The 3,481-nt window shown below is 59.7% G+C and carries 4 protein-coding genes and 1 pseudogene; all 5 read right to left on the bottom strand.

Annotated elements, in window-relative coordinates:
- A pseudogene (locus tag NW838_RS11165) lies at window positions 1–525 on the bottom strand (hypothetical protein); the annotation flags it as partial.
- Between the two features lie 281 nt (window positions 526–806).
- Window positions 807–1,466: a hypothetical protein gene (locus NW838_RS11160; RefSeq protein ID WP_414356478.1), complete on the bottom strand. Its 660-nt coding sequence runs from the start codon at window positions 1,464–1,466 to the stop codon at window positions 807–809.
- Window positions 1,467–1,491: 25 nt separating this feature from the next.
- Window positions 1,492–2,625 carry a threonine-phosphate decarboxylase CobD gene (gene cobD, locus NW838_RS11155; RefSeq protein ID WP_414428057.1) on the bottom strand — a complete coding sequence of 378 codons (1,134 nt, stop codon included), beginning with the start codon at window positions 2,623–2,625 and terminating at the stop codon, window positions 1,492–1,494.
- Between the two features lie 35 nt (window positions 2,626–2,660).
- On the bottom strand, window positions 2,661–2,966 hold the full coding sequence (locus NW838_RS11150) for an HU family DNA-binding protein (RefSeq protein WP_414332065.1): 306 nt from the start codon (window positions 2,964–2,966) through the stop codon (window positions 2,661–2,663).
- Window positions 2,967–3,291: 325 nt separating this feature from the next.
- On the bottom strand, window positions 3,292–3,481 hold a 190-nt coding region (locus NW838_RS11145), incomplete at its 5' end, for a hypothetical protein (protein ID WP_414428056.1).

Genomic DNA, 3,481 nt, shown 5'->3' with positions numbered 1-3,481 from the left:
GGAAGCCAAGGCCAAGTCAGTTTGCAGGCTATCCAGCAGGTTGGGAACGTCTTGAAGGGGATCCACCTGCAAGTCCTTCCAGTCTGGGGTGGCCGCCAAGCCCAGGGACAACCGACCGGGATCCAAGCCACCGAAATAGAACTCCTCTCCCACCTGCCCTTCCACCGGTTCCACTGGGATCAAGGGCAACTGGGCCAGATCCACCTGGGCAGGGATCCCTTCTTCCGCCCTGCTGGCAGCACTTTGGGGCAGGGACAGTTCTTCCGGCCAGATCAGCCAGCGCACCCCAAAGCCAATCCCCGCGCAGGAAAGCACCCACAGCAGCAAGACCCAGAGGGGCGAAAAGGCCCCGGAGGGCCGCGGCATCTCTTCCTCTTCCAAGTCTTCCACCACCTCTTGAATGAGCACAGGTGAAGGGCGCTGTACAGAGCTGGTATTCCCAAGCTGACCTGCTCGTGGGGGCGGGACAGAGTCCATGCGCTGCAAACGCTGCCAGAGGCGAAATCGCTCCAGTTCTTTCAGCACATCCAAATGCAGGTGGCTCAGCGCTTCCTGAAGAGCAGGTTGAGGAACTTGATGTGAATGGGACTGCTGTGCCGGAGATAAGGGTTGGGTTGCGTCTGGGGGAAGCGGAGAAGGACTCATAGACAGCCCACACTCAACTTAATGAAAGTCTGACAGCAAACAATGCCAGTCTACTGTTACAGCCGGGAACAGCTTAACAGGAGAAACCACCTTAGGAACAAGGATTGCCAGCGCTCTATACCCTGCCATAAATCACCATGCCATAAGGCTATGGCAGTCTTCTAGGGCTTTGCCTCCAGATAGAGGGCACGCACATCTGCCGGCAGGTTCTGAAGCAAGATCTGGCGGGCAGAGGCAACGATGGCATCCACATCTTCTGGGGCGAGGTAATATCCGTCAGCCTTGAGTTGGTCGGCAATGCGAACCGGTGACCAGCCAAACCGATCCCGCAGCAGCAGAATGAAGCGCAGATCTCCCGGCAGGGTATCCAAACCGGCGGTCAAATAACAGGCCAGTGCCGGTGAAAGAGAGGACTTTGCCCCGCCTCTGGTGGAGTTGAGGCCGTGAGAAGCTTGAGGGTGGGTGGGGATCCCATCCAAGGATTGGATCAGCTCACGGGTTTGCTCCGCCAGCCAGGGTCGCAGCACAGGATCCCCTTCGCCAGCCGCTTCTTCCACAAGGCTGTGGACATCTAGGCGCTGTAGGCGCGGGTAAAGCCGCAACCAAACCTGCTCTCGACAGGCAGCCCATTGCTCTGGCGGCAGATGCTCGGCAAGGATCCCGTCCACCCACTTGCAGTAGCGGCAAAACAGGCCGATGAAGTAGCGCGCCACCTCCGGCTGCCGTTGAAAGGCCCGCAGCAACTCCAGGTCGCTGTAGTGGGCTACCCCCCGCACAAGAGGAGCATCGCATTCCGGCCAAAAGGCGGTAGCTTCGGGCATGAGAATCTCTCCCGCAGGAAAATCCTTAGCTATTCTCCAGGATCTCCCGGCAGGCCGATAACAACTGCTCCTGCTCCGCCAAGGTGCGCAGGCCAATGCGCAGGTAGCGATCCCCCAACTCGGGAAAACTCAGACAATCCCGCACCAGAATCCGGTGCTGCCGCAACAGCTTTTCCTGAATCTGGACGGCAGAGCCAGGGCAGCGCACCAACACAAAATTGGCTTGACCAGGCCAGGGATCCCAGCCGGGCAGCGCTTGCAAACCCCTGAGCAAATGCTCTCGGGCCACGGGCAGCCAGGCGAAGGTGCGCCGGCGAAAGTCTTCATCGGCCAAAGCTGCCGCCACTGCCACTCCCGCCAATCCGTTGACGCTCCAGGGATCCCGCCACTGTCGCCAGCGCTGCCAGTGATCCGGGTGCCCCACCGCAAAGCCAATGCGCAAGCCGGGCAGGGTGAAAAACTTGGTGAGGGAACGGATGACGATGGTGTTGGGGTGAGCCGCCAGGTGGGGGATCAAGGTTTGGCTGCGGGGCATTGCCGACGGGCTGGAGTTTAAGCTCAGGGTGGGCTCCCCCGGCAAAAAGTCCATAAAAGCCTCGTCCACCACCACCCGGTCGAACTGGGGCAGGAGAGGCAGGATATCTTGCTGCGGGATGAGCTGGCCCGTCGGGTTATGAGGGTTGTTCAGCCAGAGCACCCGGTTTCCCTTGCCTGCCGCCGGAAGGGGTTCCTGCAGAAGGGTAAAACCGGCGGATCCCTGGCCGGGGAAAAAAGGCAGCGGCTTGATGGTTACCCCTGCTGCCCGCAGAGCCCGCGCATAATCCCCAAAAGCAGGCTGGGGCAGCCATACCTCCCGCCCTTGCGCATCCCGGGCTGCCCAGGTGAGCAACTCCGCTGCCCCATTGCCCACAAAGATCCACTCAGGATCGACGGCCCAATGGTTGGCCAAACAGATGCGCAAGTCCCGATAGTCGGGATCCGGGTAGCGGCTGATTACAACCGGGTCTGCTGCAGACAGCGCCTGAGTCAGAGCTTGCAAGACCGATTCCGGTGGGCCCAGCGGATTCAAGCTGGCCGAAAAATCCAGAATCTCCTGGGGAGAGCAGCCAGCGATTGCTGCTCCCCAAGCCCAATTGCCACCATGTCGAGGCTGCTCCACGCCCTACCCAGCAGCCGAGTCCCAACCCGGCGAAATTAAGATTTCCCCCCTGCTACTGCTTCGCGGAATGACTTGCCCGCCGTAAAAGTGGGGACGATGCTCTCTGGGATCACCATTTTTTGGTTGGTTTTCGGGTTGCGACCTTCCCGCTCTTTGCGCTTGCGAGCCTCAAAGGAGCCGAAGCCCACCAGGGTCACCTTCCCCTTGGGTTCACCGTTTTCATCGCGGGATGCGACCTCTTCGACAATGATCTCCAGTGCGGCGGAAATGACAGCCTCCGCTTCTTTTTTGGTTACATTGGCGCGATGAGCGACGGCATCAACAAGTTCTGCCTTGTTCATCCTGATCTCCTTCTGAGTTAGGCAATAGAGTTAGAGCGTTCTCCGGATCGCGGATTCGCTCAGGCGTTGCAGAGCGGCCACGGCCCAGAGTGTTCTCAGTGTGTGGGAGCGGGGCTTGCCCTGCAATGCGCCAAGGCGCCACTGGCGCGAATGGCAGGATTGTGGCAGTTGAGCTCCAAATCACTGACATATTCTACAGCTAAGTTAGGGCAGAAGCCTGCTGGGCAAGGGGTTTTAGGGGATCTTAATGCAATTTTCTGGGAGACAAGAGACTGCAAAGATGATTTTATACCTGCTCGGCTCGGATCCGACAGAAAGCTAGGGCTCACGACTCGGGTCGGAAGTAGGCCCGCATCACCTCTCGAAAGATGGGAGCGGCCCGTGATCCACCCCCACCGCCGCTGTTTTCCAGAAAGACCACGACCACCAGCTCAGGCTGGTCATGGAACGCCGTCCCGCTGTCCCGATAGGGGGCATAGCCAACATACCAAGCGTGGGATCGCCGCGGCGGATCC

Source organism: Synechococcus sp. R55.2, assembly GCF_047462075.1.
In the GTDB taxonomy this organism is placed as follows: Bacteria; Cyanobacteriota; Cyanobacteriia; order Thermostichales; family Thermostichaceae; genus Thermostichus.
The sequence above is the reverse complement of the archived record's forward strand: the minus strand, read 5'-3'. Positions and strand labels throughout refer to the sequence as shown.

Excerpts from the sequence above, each read along its gene's own strand:
- NW838_RS11160 (WP_414356478.1), bottom strand. The coding sequence starts at position 1,466 with ATGCCCGAAGCTACCGCCTTTTGGCCGGAATGCGATGCTCCTCTTGTG.
- NW838_RS11150 (WP_414332065.1), bottom strand. The coding sequence starts at position 2,966 with ATGAACAAGGCAGAACTTGTTGATGCCGTCGCTCATCGCGCCAATGTA.